This is a genomic window from Tsukamurella sp. 8F, from assembly GCF_029167375.1.
In the GTDB taxonomy this organism is placed as follows: Bacteria; Actinomycetota; Actinomycetes; order Mycobacteriales; family Mycobacteriaceae; genus Tsukamurella.
Window position 1 is genome coordinate 198,090 of the sequence record NZ_JARFTP010000005.1, and the last position, 16,076, is coordinate 214,165.

Genomic DNA, 16,076 nt, shown 5'->3' on the forward strand with positions numbered 1-16,076 from the left:
GCCCGTCACGGCTATTGTTCGCCGATCGCGGGTCCGAGGAGGTCGTCCGCGTCGGTGATGGTGTACGCGTAGCCCTGCTCGGCGAGGAAGCGCTGGCGGTGGGCGGCGTATTCGGCGTCCATGGTGTCGCGCGAGACGATCGAGTAGAAGTGGGCCCGGCCGCCGTCCTGCTTGGGGCGCAGCAGTCGTCCCAGACGCTGGGCCTCCTCCTGCCGGGATCCGAACGTCCCCGAGACCTGTACGGCGACGGCAGCTTCCGGCAGGTCGATGGAGAAGTTGGCGACCTTGCTCACCACGAGCGTCTTGACCTCGCCGGCGCGGAAGGCGTCGAACAGCCGCTCGCGCTCCTTGTTGCGTGTGGACCCCTGGATCACGGGGCAGTCCAGCTCGGCGGCGAGCTCTTCGAGCTGATCCACATACGCCCCGATCACGAGCGTCGGTGCTCCTTCGTGCTTCGCCAGGATCGACTTGACGACAGCGACTTTCGCGGGCGCGGTGGCGCACATCCGGTAACGTTCCTCGGGCTCTGCGGTGGCGTATCGCATGCGCTGGTCGTCGGTGAGCGTGACGCGTACCTCGGTGCACTCGGCGGGTGCGATCCATCCCTGAGCCTCGATGTCCTTCCACGGCGCGTCATAGCGTTTCGGACCGATCAGCGAGAAGACGTCGCCCTCGCGGCCGTCCTCGCGCACCAGCGTGGCGGTGAGCCCGAGGCGCCGCCGAGACTGCAGGTCGGCCGTCATGCGGAAGACGGGCGCGGGGAGCAGGTGCACCTCGTCGTAGATCATCAGGCCCCAATCGCGAGAGTCGAACAGCTCCAGGTTCTTGTACTCGCCCTTCGATTTGCGCGTGAGTACCTGATACGTCGCGATCGTGACCGGCCGGATCTCCTTGCGTTCGCCCGAATACTCGCCGATCTCTTCCTCGGTGAGGGAGGTGCGCGCGATCAGCTCGCGCTTCCACTGGCGCCCGGCGACGGTGTTGGTGACCAGGATCAGCGTCGTAGCCTGGGCCCTTGCCATCGCAGCTGCACCGACCATGGTCTTTCCGGCACCGCACGGCAGCACGACGACGCCGGAGCCGCCGGCCCAGAACGCGTCCGCCGCGAATCGTTGGTAGTCGCGTAGCTCCCAGGGGTGGGTGGCCGTGTCGAGCGAGACGGGGTGCGCCTCGCCGTCGACGTAGCCCGCGAGATCCTCGGCGGGCCAACCGACCTTGAGCAGGAGTTGCTTGAGGTGTCCGCGCTCGGAAGGATGTACGACGACGGTGTCGTCGTCGATCCGTGCGCCCAACATCGGCGCGATCTTCTTGTGCCGCATCACCTCCTCGAGGACCGCGCGGTCCAGGCTGACGAGGGTGAGTCCGTGGGCGGGATTCTTGACCAGCTGCAGTCGGCCGAATCTCGACATGGTGTCCACGACGTCGACCAATAGGGGCTGTGGCACCGGGTAACGCGAGTATGTGACCAGGGCGTCGACCACCTGCTCGGCATCGTGACCCGCGGCGCGCGCGTTCCACAGCGCCAGCGGAGTCACCCGGTAGGTGTGCATGTGCTCCGGCGCACGCTCCAGCTCAGCGAACGGAGCGATCGCCTGCCGTGCGGCGTCGGCCAGCTCGTGGTCGACCTCGAGCAGCAGCGTCTTGTCGGTCTGGACGATGAGGGGGCCGTCGGTCATCCGACCATTGTGCCTCGCTATCTGCTTCCGAGCGCGTCGCGGATGCAGGCTGTGGCATCGTCGAGCTCGGGGACCACGAACAGAACCTCCGAGCCGTCCCCGAGCGTGAGGCACAGCCGGTCGCGTTTGCCGCCGCTGAGCCACTTCCCGGTGCCGGGGGTGATGCCGACGGCGGCGACGTGCTCGAGTTGCACGCTGAACCGCAGCCCAGCCGTGCGCTTGGCCACTCCTCCCGGTTCGAACGTCACGTGTGTGCGCGTCAACCCGAGCCGCCCGGGCACCATCCCGCGCCCCACGCTGCGGCCCGCGCTCCAGGTTCGTGTCTCGTCGGATCCGGCCATAGATGGACGATAGCGGGGGCTGGCGTACTTAGGTCGACCTAAGTACGGTGGGTGAATGGAGAAGGTAGCGAAGCGCCCCCTGGAACCCCGTGCGCAGGCCGTCGTGGATCGTCTGCATTCCGCGTCCAAACAGCAGTTGCTGAAGTCGGTTCCCGGCATGGTCGGCTCGATGGTGCGCAGCCGTGTCAAGGACGGGACGTGGGACTCGACGTTCACCCCCGACGGCAAGAAGTTCCTGTCCGACAAGATGGTGGCGCTCGCGCCGGCCAAGGCCGCGCTCGCATATCAGCTGTGCCGCGCCAGCGGCGCCCGGCGGATCGTCGAGGCCGGGACCTCGTTCGGAGTGTCGACGATCTATCTGGCGTCGGCGGTCGCGGAGAACGTCGATGGAGCCGAGGGTGAGGGCGTGGTGATCGGGACGGAGCACGAGCCCAGCAAGGTGGAGATCGCGCGGCGCCACCTCGACGAGGCGGGCGTCGGTGCATTCGCGGACGTCCGGGAGGGCGACCTGCGGCAGACTCTGCTGGACGTCGAGGGGCCGATCGACTTCATGCTCGTCGACATCTGGATTCCGATGGCTCTCCCGGCGCTCGAGATCATCGCACCCAAGCTGCGACCGGGGGCACTCGTGTTCTGCGACAACGTCGTCGGTGCGCACGCGCAGTACCGCGACTATCTGGAGTACGTGCGCGATCCCGGCGGAGACTTCGCCTCGGTGACGATACCCGGGACAGGTGGCCTGGAGGTGTCCCGCAAGCGCTGATTTCCTGTCCCGGGCCGTCATCGATAGGGTGAACCACGGTGTGCCGGGAAGTCTGGTCGGCGGGCCGTCGCATTCGGTGGCGGCCGGTTCGACGACGGGAGACGGCGGTGCGCACCGGTTCCAGACTCTTCGCTCGCGGCTCGTGGCCCGAGACGGCGCGGGTTGCAGATCTGCTGCGCACGGAGACCATCGGCGGATTCCTCCTGCTCGCAGGCGCCGTCGTCGCGCTGGCATGGGCGAACTCGCCGTGGCGGGCGGAATACACGCGGATCTCGGAGACTCGCGTGGGAAGCAGTTTCTGGGGTCTGCACCTCGACCTGACGCTGCATGACTGGGCGGCCGACGGACTGCTGGCGATCTTCTTCTTCGTCGTGGGCCTCGAACTCAAGCGGGAGTTCGTCGCCGGTGACCTGCGTGACCCGGCACGAGCGGCGCTGCCGATCGCTGCCGCCGTCGGCGGGATGATCGCACCGGCGGCCCTGTTCGTGGCGATCACCGTCACCGGGGGCGGCGACGCGGCCGGGTGGGCCGTGCCCACCGCGACCGACATCGCTTTCGCGGTCGCCGTGCTCGCCGTCGTGTCGACGCACCTGCCGTCGGCGCTGCGAACCTTTCTGCTCACGCTGGCGGTGGTCGATGATCTGCTGGCTATCACCGTCATCGCGGTGTTCTACAGCGCCTCCCCGAACATGGCATTTCTTGCGCTCACGGTGGTCCCGCTCGCGCTGTTCGCCGTTTGTGTTCAGTGCCGGGTCCGGTCCTGGTGGGTGCTCGTGCCGCTCGCGGCGCTGACGTGGGTGTGCATGCACGAGAGTGGGATCCACGCCACGGTAGCGGGCGTGGCTCTGGGGTTCACGGTGCCGGTGCTGCGCAGTGACCGCGCCGGTGGGCCCCATGCCGGGCCCGGTCTGGCCGAACACCTCGAGCACCGGATCCGGCCCCTGTCCACCGGGGTGGCGGTGCCGGCGTTCGCGTTCTTCGCGGCGGGCGTGACGATCGGGGGTTTCCACGGGCTGGCGGAGGCGTTCGCGGACCCGGTGGCGATCGCCGTCGTCGTGGGTCTGGTGGTGGGAAAGCCCGTCGGGATATTCGGCACGACACGCGTGCTGGCCGCCGTCACTCGTGCATCGCTGGACGCCAGTGTGGCCTGGATCGATGTGTTGGGTGTCGCGGTGCTCGCCGGCATCGGATTCACGGTGTCGCTGCTGATCGGGGAACTCGCGTACGGATCGGAGCGCGGCGGCCACGTGACGGTCGCGGTGCTGATCGGTTCGTCGGTCGCGGCCGTGCTCGCAGCTGTTCTGCTGCGGGTGCGAAATGGGCACTACCGTCGCATCGCCCGAGACGGGGAGCGCACCGGCGCGCAGCCGGAAGAGCCTCGACACAATCCCTGACGCGCTTCGACGCCTGCCGTTCTCCGCGGATCTCCGTAACTGGACGCCCGCAGACGTCGGCCCGCTCATCCGCCCCTGCACGGCGCCCACAGGGTGCTGCTATGGAAGCCGTCGGTAGAGCGCGCCGACGGCGGGACCGACCTGGATGCGTATCAGCGTGGGACCCGATGCGGCGAAGCCTCTCTCAACGGCCGCTACGGCGTCTCCCGCGGTGTCGGCCGTGACCGCCGCCGCGCCGAATCCCCTGGCGATCTGAGGAAGATCGACGCCCGGTAGGTCGAGGCCTGGCGCGTCCGGCACATCGAGCAGGTGCCCGAACGCCTTCATCGCCGCGTAGCCGCCGTTGTCGAGCACCACGAATACGACCGTCGCGTTGTGCCGGGCCGCGGTCCACAACGCCTGGATCGAATACAGACTCGCCCCATCGCCGATCAGGCACAGTGTCGGTCGCCCGGGCTCGGCGATCGCCATTCCCACGGAGGCCGGCATGCCCCAGCCGAGACCGCCGCTCGCTGCGACATGGAAGTCCTGCCCGCCCCGAATGGGCAGGTGGTCGTGCATCGCGTTGCGGTGGGTCGGCGCCTCTTCGACGATCCGTGCGTGTGCGGGCAGCACCGCGGAGAGCGCGGCGAGTACCTCCTCCGGGGAGGGCGGCACCGCGTGAGCGGGAGTGCCCGGCCGGTCGAGGGCGGGCACCACTGCGGGGATCGCTCCTGCGCACAGCCGGGCGAGCGCTGCGAGTGCCGCGCCCGGCGGGACGACCAGTGACGTGCCGGCCAGCGCCCGCGCGGCCTCGCGCGGATCGTCGGTGATGTGCCACAGGGTTGTGCCGTCCGCGACCGCAGCCCCCTCCGACGGGACGTGGAATGTGAACACGGGGGCACCGGCGACCAGCACTACGTCGTGCGGGGCAAGGGTCGCGCGTACTCCGGCCGCGACGGGCGGCAGGAACCCGGCGAAGTGCCGTTCGTTCTCAGGGAACGGCGAACGGTCCGCCAGCGGCGCCACGTAGACCCGGGCCCCGACGCTGCCGGCGAGTGCCACGGCGGCGCCGGCGTCGTCGGGCCGGATCCGGCCGCCGAGCACCAGCGCGGGTCTGCGTGCATCCGTCAGGTCCGCGGCGACGGCGGCAAGGGCGTCGTCGGCGGGTGCGACGGCCCGAGTCGTGCGGCGTGGCGCGACCTCGCGGCCGGTGGCATCCCAGTCGTCCTCGGGGACCGAGACGAACACGGGGCCGGCGGGTGACGCGGCCGCGAGGTCCATCGCCTGCGCGATCATCTCCGGAACATCCTGCGCCTGTGCAGGTTCCACGGCGTCTTTGACGTAGGGCCTCGGGAACGAGGCGGCGTCGCGGGCGTGCAGATAGGGAGCGTGCGGAAGCAGCGAGCGGGACTGCTGGCCTGCGAGCACCACCAGTGGCGTGCCGTTCCGCTCGGCCGTATACAGGCTTCCGAGCGCGTTCCCGAGGCCGGACGCGCTGTGCACCATAGCGATCCCCACGCCGCCCGCCACCCGCGCGTGACCGTCGGCCATCGCCACGACGGAAGCCTCCTGCAGCCCCACCACGTAGGTCAGCCCGTCGGGGAGATCGCGGAAGAAGCGCATCTCCGTCGAGCCCGGGTTGCCGTACACGTGCGTGACGCCACGGTCGGTCAGCAGGCCGTGCACGATCTCCCGTACCGGCCGGCTCATGGCGTTGCGCCGACCGTGGAGCGCACCATATCCGGCGTCAGGGCGGCGGTCGACCCGACGCCCATCAGTGCGAGCGTGCGGTCGACCTCGTCCCGCAGGATCTCCACGATCCGGGTCACCCCGGTCTCGCCGCCCACGGCCAGGCCGTACATCCACGGCCGGCCTATCAGGACCGCCCGGGCGCCGAGCGCCACCGCCATGACGACATCGGTCCCACGGCGGACTCCGCCGTCCATCAACACCGTCGCCTCATGGCCGACCGCCGCGACGACCCCCGGCAAAGCGTCCAGTGAAGCAGGAACCGCATCCGCCTGGCGTCCACCGTGATTGGAGACGATCACGCCATCGGCACCGCACTGCACAGCTCGGCGTGCGTCGGCCGCGCCGAGGACGCCCTTCACGAGTAGCGGGCCGTCCCAGTAGTCGCGCACGCGGCGCAGGTCCTCCCAGGAGTACGCGGCGTTGAGCAGATCCAGGTTCAGCTGCGCCAACGACGACGCGGACGACCCACGGTCCTCCCGCAGGCCGACGAGGTGCGCCATCGTCAGGCGCGGTCCTGCAGCCAGCCCCAGGGCCCAACGTGGATGCCGCACAACATCGAACGCCGTGCGCGGCGTGATCTTGACCGGTACGGTCATGCCGTTGCGGTAGTCCCGCTCGCGAGCGCCTGTCACCGGGACGTCGAGGGTGACCACGAGCGTCGTGCAACCGGCGAGTCTCGCCCGGTCTATGAGGACGCGTGTGAGATCCCAGTCGCCCCAGGGGTACAGCTGGAACCACGGTGGCACGTCGCAACCGGCGGCGACCTCGTCGACCGGTACCGATGCCGCGGAGCTGACGACGGACTGCGTGCCGGCCGCGCGGGCACCGCGGGCGGCGGCGAGCTCGCCACCGCGTCCGGCGAGCCGGGAGAGACCCGTCGGCGCCAGCAGCACCGGCGTCGCCAGCTTCTCCCCGAACAGGATGGTCTCCTGCGTGCGGCGGGCGGACCCGGACAGCAGGCGTGGTGTGAGTGTGCGGCGGGTGAAGGCGGCGCGGTTCGCGCGTAGCGTCCGCTCGTCCTCAGCGCCGCCGTCGATGAAGTCGAAGACCATGCGGGGCAATCGCTTCCGTGCTGCCGTCCGATATCCGTCGACGTTGATCCTCGTGCTCATCACTCCTCCTCGCGGACGGAGGCGGGCGTCGCGGGGATAGCAAGCAGCACCATTGCGCATGCGGCGGAGCAGAGCGCGAAGAACAGGAAACCGATGCGAGCCTCCAGGTGCCCCACGATCCAGCCGATCGCGATCGGACCGACGACGGTGCCGAGCCGTCCCGCGCCGAGCGACCACCCGAGCGCACGGGCGCGGCTCGCGGCCGGATAGGAGCGGCCGACGTAGCGGTTGATGAGGATCTGACCGCCGTGGCCGCCGACGCCGGCAAGGGCCATCGCCGCCAGCAGCGGGGGCTGCGGCATCTTGACGAGCAGCACCAGAAGCGCGACCGTGAGTATGGAGTAGGTACCCACCAGGACGGGCCTCGGCCCGTAACGATCGGTAGCGACCGCGATCACGATCGATCCCGCGATGGCACCGACGTTGAGCACGAGCAGGAACGTCAGCGCCGAGCCGAGGTCGTAGTCCATCTTGCGCATGATGCCGGGGATCCAGGTGCCCAGGCCGAACCACGTCAGTAGCCCGAAGAATGTGGCGACCGCGAACATGATCGACGCGAGCCGATAGCCGGCGCCGAAGATGCGCTGCTCGTCGCGCGGGCCGGCGTGCGCCGCCGCGTGTGCCTCGCCGTCGGTATCGAGGCCGAGCCGTGCCCGCAGTTCGGCGGCCCGCTCGGTGCGGCCGCTGCGTTCGAGGAACGTGAGCGACTCGGGAAGCTTGGCGACGATGAAGGGGAGTACGACGACGGCGGGCGCGAGAGCGATCCAGAACACCCAGCGCCAGCCGTGAGACGGGATCAGGATCATGCCCGACAGCGCCGCCAGGACACCGCCGACCGGGACGCCCGACAGCATCAGGGTGTACGACAGCGTGCGGTGGCGCGCCGACGCGTATTCCAGCGTCAGCGCGGAGGTCGACGGCACGATGGCGCCGATCCCGATACCGGCCAGGAAGCGCAGGACGCCGAGTTGCGATGGCCCTTCGGAGAAGCCGCAGAGCATCGTGAAGATGGAGAACACCACGAGCGAACCGATCGCGACGGGGCGGCGGCCGTACCGGTCGGACAGCCAACCGGAACTCAACGCGCCGACGGTGGCGCCGACGAACGCGGCTGCTGCGACGAGGCCCACGTTACCGGGGGTGTACCCGGCCGCCTCGTCCTTGAGAAGCTCCGGCAGGACGCTGCCGAACGAGATGAGGTCGTAGCCCTCGAGCACGACCAGTCCCCAGCATATGGCGGTCACGAGGATGGATACGCGGGACGCGGCGGCTGCGCGGCTCTCGCGTGGTGCGGCTCTGGTCATTCCGAGAGTGTGATCCGTGTCGCCCCGGCCGACCGCGTCGATTCTGGCTGCCGGAATATATGAGGTGCTAGGTTCTGGCCGTGGCGGTGGAGCGGCTGATCCTGTGGGACTTGGACCGAACGTTGTTGGAGGCGTACGGCTTCGGCCAGGCGATCATGGGCCAGGCGTTCCTCCGGCTGTACGGGGTGCCGGCGCCTGACGGCGTCCCGACGGCGGGGCGCACGGACAAGTCGATCCTTCGCGACATGCTCGCCCTACTGGGGCGCGACGAGAGCGAGCAGCCACGTGTCCAGGCCCTGGTCGGCGAACTCGCGCGCGAGGGCGTCGTCGACCCCGTAGGCGTACGTGCCCTGCCCGGCGCGGCCGCTGCCGTCGCCGCGGCGGCCGGCCCGACGGTGCTGCAGTCGGTCCTCACCGGGAACCTCGAGGCGATCGGACGACTCAAGCTGTCGGCCGTCGGGGCCCGCGGTCTCGACCTCGACGTGGCCGCGTTCGGCGACGACCACACCTACCGGCCGGATCTCGTCGACGTGGCCCGTGAGCGGCTGGCGAGCCGATACGGCGCGAGTCTGGAACCCGACCGGATCCTCATCGTCGGGGATACGCCGCTCGACGTGGAGGCCGCGCTGGTGAACGGCGCCGTCGCGGTGGGTGTCGCGACCGGCTCGTACTCCACCGACGATCTCCGTGCCGCCGGAGCGCACGTAGTGCTGCCCGATCTCACCGATCCGCGTGAGCTTCTCGCGGCCCTCTGAGCAGAGTCGGTTCAGATGACGGTGGGCGCCAGCGCCATCCGGAGCGTGAACACGTCTCCGCCGCGCACCCAGAGGAAGTCCGGCGGCGCCGACTCGGCCGCGATGTTCGACCCGTCAGAGCTCACGTGGGTCGAGGTCGACGAACCGACTCGCCCCATCACCACCTTCAGCGGTTGGCGGGTTCGGAGATCGGTCGTGGCTCAGACCCGACCTTGTAATAACGAGACCCCCTGCGGCGCAGGGGGTCTCGTTACGGAGCCGATGACGGGAATCGAACCCGCGCTACCTGCTTGGGAAGCAGGAGTTCTACCATTGAACTACATCGGCAGAGCCGCCCGGGAACTCCCGAACGCGCGGCCAGAAGCATAACACGGCGAGCGGGAAGCGTATCGGCGCCGCCGGCGTTACAACCTAGCGTGACTGCACACCTTGGACGCATCGGCATCTGGACCCATCACTCGACACTCACCCCGCAGCTTGCGATCGAGGGGGAGCGCCTCGGCTACGGCGCGATCTGGGCGGGCGGCTCGCCCTCCGGCGACCTCGGCTTCGTCGACGAGGCCCTCGCCGCCACGGATTCGCTGGTGATCGCCACCGGCATCGTCAACATCTGGCAGGACGACCCGGCGACCGTCGCGGCTTCGCACCGGCGCATCGTGGACCGCTTCCCTGGGCGCTTCCTGCTGGGTATCGGCGCCGGCCACCGCGAGGCGACGCAGGAGTACGTCAAGCCGTACGAAGCGCTCGTCGCCTATCTGGACGGCCTCGACGCTGCCGGCGTCCCCGCCGATGAGCGAGTACTCGCCGCGCTCGGTCCCCGGGTGCTGCGCCTCGCCGCGGCCCGCACGGCCGGCGCGCACCCCTACCTGACAACCCCGCAACACACGCGCGAGGCGCGAGAGATCCTCGGGAAGGGTGTGCTTCTCGTTCCCGAGCAGAAGGTCGTCCTCGAGACCGACGCGGTTCGCGCGCGGGAGATCGCGCGACCCACCGTCGAGTTCTACCTCGGCCTACAGAATTACCGCGCCAACCTGCTCCGCCTCGGTTTCACGGAGGAGGACCTCGAGGGTGAGGGGAGTGACCGCCTCATCGACGCGCTCGCGCTGCACGGCGACGTGGACACCGTCGCCACCGGACTGCGCGAGCACCTCGACGCCGGTGCCGACCAGGTCGTGATCCAGGTGCTCGGCGACGATCCGTCCGCGGGCTATCGGGCGCTCGCGGCCGCTCTGAAGTAGCCGCCGGTTACCCTGACCGGGTGCTGCTCTCCGATCGCGACATCCGCGCCCAGCTCGAGTCGGGGCGCCTCGGAATCGACCCGTTCGACGCGGCGATGGTCCAGCCGTCCAGCGTGGACGTCCGCCTCGACGGGTTGTTCCGGGTGTTCAACAACAACCGGTACACCCACATCGACCCGCGCGAGCGGCAGGACGAGCTGACCAGCCTCGTCGAACCCGGTGAGGGTGAGCCGTTCGTCCTACACCCCGGCGAGTTCGTGCTCGGCTCGACTCTGGAGGTCTGCAGCCTGCCCGACGACCTCGCCGGGCGGCTCGAAGGCAAGTCGTCGCTTGGGCGGCTCGGCCTGCTCACGCACTCGACTGCGGGGTTCATCGACCCGGGCTTCTCTGGTCACATCACGCTGGAGCTCTCCAACGTGGCCAACCTGCCGATCACGCTGTGGCCGGGCATGAAGATCGGGCAGCTCTGCCTGTTCCGGCTCTCCAGCCCCGCGGAGCATCCGTATGGCAGCGCGTCTGTCGGGTCCAAGTACCAGGGCCAGCGCGGACCGACGCCGTCGAAGGCGTACCTGAACTTCCAGAAGTAGTCAGTCCGGCATCGAGTGCCGTCCGCCGCGGGGCGGTTCCGGAGCGGGCTGGGGCGACCGGGGTCGCGGCGCCGTCCTCGGCGTGGGCGCAGGCGGTTGCGCGGCGCGCGATGCCGGTGCCTGCGGCTGGGGCGCGGAGGGGCGCTTACGCAGCGGGACCGACGACACGTCCTGCCCGGGGTGCGAGTGCGCGTAGCGATCGACGGCTGCCTCGCTCACGGCGCTGTGCCTGGGCTTCGCCAGCAGTACCGCTATTGCCGTGGTCAACGGGACCGACAGTGCGAGCCCGATCCCGCCGACGAACGAGCGCACGAGCTCGATGGCAACGGCGTCTGACGTCAGCACCTCGCCCAGCGGCCGCCCGGCCACCGAGAACAGCAGCAGCAGCGGCAGAGCGGAGCCCACGTACGCGAAGACGAGGGTGTACACCGTCGACGCGATGTGGTCACGGCCTACCCGCATCGCGGAGAAGAACGTCCGCCGTCGCGACGCCTTCGGCGACAGCCGCGCCAGCTCGAACACCGCCGACGCCTGCGTGATGGTCACGTCGTTGAGCACACCCAATGCGCCGATGACGAAGCCCGCCAACAGGATTCCCGATATGGACACCGACGACGCGTAGGCCTGGAGGTTGGCCGTGTCGTCGCTGCTGAGACCCGTGACCTTGGTGGTGGTCACCGCGAGCCAAGACAGCAGTGCGCACAGCGCAAGCGCTGACAGGGTGCCGAGTAGGGCGGATGAGGTCCGCAGCGACAGCCCGTGCGCGAGGTACAGCACGGCGAACAGGATCGCCGCGGACGACACCAACGCGACCCACACGGCGGAGTTCCCCTGCAGGATCGAGGGCAGTGCGAAGCCGACCACCACGATCCCGGCGATCGCCAACCCGATCAGGGCGCGCAACCCACGCCACAGCGCGACGGCGACCACGACCGCCGCGAACAGCAGCCCCCACACCCACAGGGACACGCCCCGGGCGTAGTCGTAGAACGAATATGCCGGTGCCACGCCGTTCTGCGCCGGCGTGTACCCCATGACGATCCTGGTACCCGGCCCGAGGTCGGGTTGCCCGGCGCCGGGCGTGGCGGGTTTGGTCTCGTCGACGCCGCTCGTGGTCGCCACACCGGGCGTCGTCGAACTCGCGACGCGCAGAGTGCCGATGGAGAACTGCGTCCACGCACCGGCGTCTGGTCCGGACGTGATCTTGACCGTGCTGTTCAGACAGCCGCCCGCGGTATCCGGGGTGAGCGACGGCTCGCTGCTCGCCAAGGTGCCGTTCGAGCGCGCGGTGAAGTCGCACTTACCGAGAACGGTGTGTTCGACCGTCCCCTTCGCCGTCGGCGACGAGCCCGGAACGTCGGGCAGGGACACCCGGAGGTGCGACGGCCACAGCACGACCGCGCCGACGACGACTGCTACAGCTACCGCGCCCAGGATCCCGACGACGGCGCGCGTCGCCCAGCGACCCAGTGCGACGGGGCCGAGATCGTGACTGTGCACGTGCGGTTCGTCGTCATGATCGTGCGCCGCGCTGTGCGCGTGGGCGACGACGTGCCGGTCTTCGCGGTGCGGCGGCTCGGTGTTCACGCGAACGACCCTACCGACGATCCGGGTCATGCACTGTCGGGCGCGAGGCCGCGCAGGATCATCGCGAGCACGCCGTCGTAGTCGTCGCTCGTGCTGGTCGGTAGGTCGGGTGGGCCGACCGCGTCCAGCTCGAGCATGACGGCGCCGTGTATGGCCGCCCAGACGTTCTTGGCCAGCGATGTCGGCTCGCCGGGGCGGACGACCCCGCCCGCCTGCGCGAACAGGATCGTCTGCACGAGAGCGTCGAACGCCCGCGGCGGATTGTCGAGGCCCCCGTGGCCCTTGTCGGGTCCGAACATCAACCGATACACCTGGGGGTGCTCGAGGGCGATGCGGCGGTACTCGTGTCCGCACGCGAGCATTCGCGCGACGGGTTCTGCATCGGGTACGGCGCGAATCGTGTCGGCCAGGCGGGCGAAACCGAAGTCGACCACGGCGAGCTGCAGCCCGCTCTTGTCGGTGAAGTGGTTGTAGACCCCCATGGGTGCGACGCCGGCCTCCTTGGCTACTGCGCGCACCGTAAGGCCCCGAAGTCCCTCGCGCTCGAGCACGGCGATCGCGGCGCCCACGAGCGCCCCGCGGACGTCGGCGGTTCTGGTGCGCGTGGGGGTGTTGGTCATGGACGCCGATGTTACCGGGCTTGACACGAAGAATGTAACCTTGTTCTATTGATATAGAACAAGGTTCTACAACTGATCGGAGCCCACGCCGTGTCCACCACCTCTGAAGTTCGGGAGCGCCTGCACGCCGACCGCTGGGTCGTTCTCGGCGTCCTGTGTGCCACCGTCCTCCTGGTCATGATCGACAACACCATCGTCAACGTCGCCCTGCCCACGCTCGCCGTCGACCTCGGTGCCGGAACGTCCGGGCTGCAGTGGGTCGTAGACGCGTACACGCTCGTATTCGCCGGGCTGCTGCTCGGCGCAGGCCACGCGTCGGATCGCCTCGGCCGCAAGCGGGTTCTGCTGGTCGGGGTAGCGGCGTTCGCCGCGATGTCGGCGGTCGCCGCCTCGGTGACCACGCTGAACGCGCTCATCGCCGCGCGTGCCGGGCTCGGTGCCGCGGCTGCGCTCGTCTTCCCCGCCACCCTGGCGCTCATCATGGATCGGTTCGCCGGCGACGGTCCCCGCGCCCGCGCCGAGCGTGCAGCCGCCGTGGGGGTGTGGGCCGCGATGGCGGGCATCGGCGTCGCGGTCGGCCCCGTGGCCGGCGGGTGGCTGCTCGAGCACTATTCGTGGCCGTCGGTGTTCTGGATCGCGGTGCCCTACGGGCTTGTGGCGCTGGTGGTAGGGGTGTTGGTGCTGCCGGAATCGAGATCGAAGAGCGTGGGGCGCTTCGATTGGACGGGGCTGGTGCTGTCTATCGGCGCCGTCGGGACGCTGGTGTGGAGTGTCATCGAGGGACCGCATCACGGATGGGCCTCCGCGGCGTCGCTTGCGGGGTTCGGGGGCGCAGTCGTCCTGGGGGCGGCCCTCATCGGGTGGGAGCTGAAGGCTGAGCATCCCGTCCTGGACGTCGGCCTGTTCACGCACCGCCGGTTCACCGCGTCCGCAGCGGTCATCGCGGTGGCGTTCTTCTCTCTGTTCGGTTTCATCTTCATGGTCACGCAGTACTTCCAGCTGGTGCGCGGCTACGGGACACTGTCGGCGGGTTTGCACACGCTGCCCTTCGCGGCCGTGATGGCCGTCTGCTCGCCACTCGCGATGGCGGCGAGCAGGCGAGTGCCGTCATGGGCGCTGATCGCCGCGGGGATGACGACGATGGCCGCGGGGTTCGCGTTGGTACTGGTCACGGGTACCGACTCGTCGTACTGGCGACTGGTGATCGTTGCGATGTCGCTCATGGCGGCGGGACTGGCGCTGGTGCAGGGGCCGGCGACCGAGGTGATCATGACGGCCCTGCCGTTGGATCGGGCCGGATCGGGTTCCGCGGTCAACGACACCACGCGTGAGATCGGCGGGACACTCGGCGTGGCGGTGCTCGGCTCGGTGATGTCGACGGTGTTCGCGTCACGGGTCGGCGACCTGCTTGCGGGTGTGCCGATGCCTGGCGCGGCGAGGGAGGCGGCGTCGTCATCCGTCGCGGCCGGGGTGCAGGTCGCACGGTCCGTGCCCGCATCGGGCGGCGCAGTGCTGGAGGCGGTACGTGTCGCGTTCGTCGATGCGATGCATAGCGCCACACTGGTCGCGGCGATCGCGTGTCTGGCGGGCGCTTTGGCGGCCGTGCTCCTGCTGCGTCGGCGCTGAGCCCGTCACGAAACGCGCTCTGAGGACGTCTATCCCGCTATATAGCGGGATAGACGTCCTCAGGCCTCGATTCGTGACGCGGTTACTTCTGCTTGTACGAGGACAGGAAGTTGCCGAAGCGTTCGAGGGCGACGGAGAGGTCGCGCGCCCAGGGGAGGGTGACCACGCGCAGGTGATCCGGGGTCGGCCAGTTGAAGCCGGTGCCCTGGACCAGCAGGATCTTCTCCTCGTTGAGCAGGTCGAGGACGAGACGCTCGTCGTCGTGGATCTCGTGGACCTCGCGGTCGATCTTCGGGAACGCGTACAGGGCACCGCGCGGCTTCACGCAGCTGACGCCGTCGATGGCGTTGAGTTTCTCGAAGGCCACGTCGCGCTGCTCACGTAGCCGACCCCCGGGCAGCACCAGGTCGTTGATCGACTGGTACCCGCCGAGTGCGACCTGAATAGCATGCTGCGCAGGCACATTGGGGCAGAGTCGGGTCGAGGCCAGCAACGTCAGGCCCTCGACGAAGCCGGCGGCGTGTTCCTTCGGTCCGGTCAGTACGACCCACCCCGCGCGGTAACCGCACACGCGGTACGCCTTGGACAGCCCGTTGAACGTCATCACCAGGAGGTCGGGCGCCAGGGTGGCGATGGAGACGTGCTGCGCCTCGTCATAAAGGATCCGGTCGTAGATCTCGTCGGCCAGGATGAGCAGGGAGTACTTGCGGGCCAGGTCGACGATCTGCTGCAGCGTGCGGCGCGAGTAGACGGCGCCGGTGGGATTGTTGGGGTTGATCACGACGATCGCCTTGGTGCGGGGGGTGATCTTCGCCTCGATGTCCTCGACGGACGGGTTCCAATCGTTCTCCTCGTCGCACAGGTAGTGCACCGGCGTACCACCGGCGAGGCTGGTCATCGCCGTCCAGAGCGGATAGTCGGGCGCCGGGATGAGAACTTCGTCGCCGTTGTCCAGTAGGGCTTGCATGGTCATGGTGATGAGCTCGGAGACGCCGTTACCGAGGTAGACGTCCTCGATATCGAAATACGGGAAGTCGGGGACCTCCTCGTAGCGGGTGACGACTGCGCGGCGCGCGGAGACGATGCCCTGCGACTCGCTGTAGCCCTGCGACTCGGGGAGCGTGAGGATCATGTCGCGGACGATGGAGTCCGGCGCCTCGAAGCCGAAGGGCGCCGGGTTTCCGATGTTGAGTTTGAGGATCCGGTGCCCCTCGGCCTCCAGTCGTGCCGCCTGTGCCACCACGGGTCCGCGGATCTCGTACAGCACGTTCTGCAGCTTGGCGGACTGCTCGAGCGGCTTGAGTTCGGTGCGGATGTGGGGCACATGCGGTCTACTCAT

General features: G+C 69.3%; 14 protein-coding genes and 1 tRNA gene. 6 read left to right on the plus strand and 9 right to left on the minus strand.

The genetic code is table 11. The features are described from left to right. Positions 1-11 precede the first annotated feature (11 nt). Positions 12-1,676, minus strand: a complete 1,665-nt coding sequence (locus P0W64_RS06030) for a DNA repair helicase XPB (RefSeq protein ID WP_275479160.1) — start codon at positions 1,674-1,676, stop codon at positions 12-14. A 17-nt stretch (positions 1,677-1,693) separates the two neighbouring features. Next, complete coding sequence (locus P0W64_RS06035; protein WP_275479161.1) at positions 1,694-2,017, minus strand: hypothetical protein; 324 nt, start codon at positions 2,015-2,017, stop codon at positions 1,694-1,696. A 55-nt stretch (positions 2,018-2,072) separates the two neighbouring features. On the opposite strand from P0W64_RS06035, the gene P0W64_RS06040 reads away from it, so the two are divergent. Both P0W64_RS06040 and nhaA read left to right on the plus strand, forming a co-directional pair. Then, entirely contained in the window at positions 2,073-2,780 is a 708-nt protein-coding gene (locus P0W64_RS06040) for a class I SAM-dependent methyltransferase (protein WP_275479162.1), read from the plus strand. Positions 2,781-2,851: 71 nt separating this feature from the next. Then, positions 2,852-4,174, plus strand: a complete 1,323-nt coding sequence (gene nhaA / locus P0W64_RS06045; RefSeq protein ID WP_275479211.1) for a Na+/H+ antiporter NhaA — start codon at positions 2,852-2,854, stop codon at positions 4,172-4,174. Positions 4,175-4,273: 99 nt separating this feature from the next. On the opposite strand, the gene mdlC is transcribed toward nhaA, so the two are convergent. The 3 genes from mdlC to P0W64_RS06060 are packed head-to-tail and all read right to left on the minus strand — an operon-like array spanning position 4,274 to position 8,324. Then, positions 4,274-5,866: a benzoylformate decarboxylase gene (gene mdlC / locus P0W64_RS06050; protein WP_275479163.1), complete on the minus strand. Its 1,593-nt coding sequence runs from the start codon at positions 5,864-5,866 to the stop codon at positions 4,274-4,276. Then, the gene (locus tag P0W64_RS06055; protein WP_275479164.1) at positions 5,863-7,020 is read right to left on the minus strand and encodes an alpha-hydroxy acid oxidase; all 1,158 of its coding nucleotides are present in this window, start codon (positions 7,018-7,020) and stop codon (positions 5,863-5,865) included. Before P0W64_RS06055 ends, mdlC begins: the two co-directional genes overlap by 4 nt. Then, positions 7,020-8,324 (minus strand): aromatic acid/H+ symport family MFS transporter, encoded by a 1,305-nt coding sequence (locus P0W64_RS06060; protein WP_275479165.1) that lies wholly within the window; start codon positions 8,322-8,324, stop codon positions 7,020-7,022. Before P0W64_RS06060 ends, P0W64_RS06055 begins: the two co-directional genes overlap by 1 nt. 80 nt (positions 8,325-8,404) lie before the next feature. On the opposite strand from P0W64_RS06060, the gene P0W64_RS06065 reads away from it, so the two are divergent. After that, entirely contained in the window at positions 8,405-9,079 is a 675-nt protein-coding gene (locus P0W64_RS06065) for an HAD hydrolase-like protein (protein ID WP_275479166.1), read from the plus strand. Between the two features lie 256 nt (positions 9,080-9,335). Here the strand turns inward: P0W64_RS06065 and P0W64_RS06070 are convergent. After that, positions 9,336-9,406: transfer RNA gene (locus P0W64_RS06070), tRNA-Gly, on the minus strand. 89 nt (positions 9,407-9,495) lie between these two features. Here P0W64_RS06070 and P0W64_RS06075 point away from each other — a divergent pair. Together P0W64_RS06075 and dcd are read left to right on the plus strand one after the other, a co-directional pair. Continuing rightward, positions 9,496-10,317: an LLM class F420-dependent oxidoreductase gene (locus P0W64_RS06075; RefSeq protein ID WP_275479167.1), complete on the plus strand. Its 822-nt coding sequence runs from the start codon at positions 9,496-9,498 to the stop codon at positions 10,315-10,317. Positions 10,318-10,337: 20 nt separating this feature from the next. Further along, positions 10,338-10,904, plus strand: coding sequence for a dCTP deaminase (gene dcd, locus P0W64_RS06080; RefSeq protein ID WP_275479168.1), 567 nt, complete (start codon positions 10,338-10,340; stop codon positions 10,902-10,904). Here the strand turns inward: dcd and P0W64_RS06085 are convergent, their stop codons facing one another. Both P0W64_RS06085 and P0W64_RS06090 read right to left on the minus strand, forming a co-directional pair. After that, entirely contained in the window at positions 10,905-12,491 is a 1,587-nt protein-coding gene (locus P0W64_RS06085; protein ID WP_275479169.1) for a YibE/F family protein, read from the minus strand. Positions 12,492-12,517: 26 nt separating this feature from the next. Beyond that, a complete protein-coding gene (locus P0W64_RS06090; protein WP_275479170.1) occupies positions 12,518-13,111 on the minus strand; it encodes a TetR/AcrR family transcriptional regulator in 594 nt (197 codons plus the stop codon). Positions 13,112-13,201: 90 nt separating this feature from the next. Between P0W64_RS06090 and P0W64_RS06095 the strand changes: the two genes are divergently transcribed. Next, on the plus strand, positions 13,202-14,737 hold the full coding sequence (locus tag P0W64_RS06095; protein ID WP_275479171.1) for an MFS transporter: 1,536 nt from the start codon (positions 13,202-13,204) through the stop codon (positions 14,735-14,737). Between the two features lie 82 nt (positions 14,738-14,819). On the opposite strand, the gene P0W64_RS06100 is transcribed toward P0W64_RS06095, so the two are convergent. Then, on the minus strand, positions 14,820-16,076 hold the full coding sequence (locus P0W64_RS06100; RefSeq protein WP_275479172.1) for a pyridoxal phosphate-dependent aminotransferase: 1,257 nt from the start codon (positions 16,074-16,076) through the stop codon (positions 14,820-14,822).

Excerpts from the sequence above, each read along its gene's own strand:
- P0W64_RS06030 (WP_275479160.1), bottom strand. The coding sequence starts at position 1,676 with ATGACCGACGGCCCCCTCATCGTCCAGACCGACAAGACGCTGCTGCTC.
- P0W64_RS06035 (WP_275479161.1), bottom strand. The coding sequence starts at position 2,017 with ATGGCCGGATCCGACGAGACACGAACCTGGAGCGCGGGCCGCAGCGTG.
- P0W64_RS06040 (WP_275479162.1), top strand. The coding sequence starts at position 2,073 with ATGGAGAAGGTAGCGAAGCGCCCCCTGGAACCCCGTGCGCAGGCCGTC.
- mdlC (WP_275479163.1), bottom strand. The coding sequence starts at position 5,866 with ATGAGCCGGCCGGTACGGGAGATCGTGCACGGCCTGCTGACCGACCGT.
- P0W64_RS06055 (WP_275479164.1), bottom strand. The coding sequence starts at position 7,020 with ATGAGCACGAGGATCAACGTCGACGGATATCGGACGGCAGCACGGAAG.
- P0W64_RS06060 (WP_275479165.1), bottom strand. The coding sequence starts at position 8,324 with ATGACCAGAGCCGCACCACGCGAGAGCCGCGCAGCCGCCGCGTCCCGC.
- P0W64_RS06090 (WP_275479170.1), bottom strand. The coding sequence starts at position 13,111 with ATGACCAACACCCCCACGCGCACCAGAACCGCCGACGTCCGCGGGGCG.
- P0W64_RS06100 (WP_275479172.1), bottom strand. The coding sequence starts at position 16,076 with ATGAGTAGACCGCATGTGCCCCACATCCGCACCGAACTCAAGCCGCTC.